The organism is Pseudomonas persica (assembly GCF_900291015.1).
Lineage (GTDB): Bacteria > Pseudomonadota > Gammaproteobacteria > Pseudomonadales > Pseudomonadaceae > Aquipseudomonas.
Genome location: NZ_OLKL01000162.1, coordinates 1 through 268, shown reverse-complemented (window position 1 = coordinate 268; position 268 = coordinate 1). Strand labels below are relative to the sequence as shown.

The window sequence follows — 268 nt, the reverse complement described above, 5'->3', positions numbered from 1 at the left end:
CGTAAAAGGTGCATTCATATGAGCGATTCCTGGAAATTATTTCAACCGGTTGTAGAGATCCCGGTAGGACTGCGCCGCTACATGCCAGCTGAAATCCATCCCCATCGCCTGTCGTTGCACGAAGCGCCACAGCGATGGACGAGACCACAACACGAAAGCTCGCCTTATCGCGCGTAACAGCGACCAGGCATTACTGTCCTCAAACACAAATCCGCTGGCGACGCCGTCCGCCAGGTTTTCCAGTGAGCTGTCTGACACGGTATCCGCC

1 pseudogene is annotated in these 268 nt (G+C 55.2%); it reads right to left on the bottom strand.

What is annotated here, in order from left to right:
- Nucleotides 1–36: 36 nt before the first annotated feature.
- Nucleotides 37–268, bottom strand: a pseudogene (locus tag FQ664_RS26120) (glycogen synthase GlgA); the annotation flags it as partial.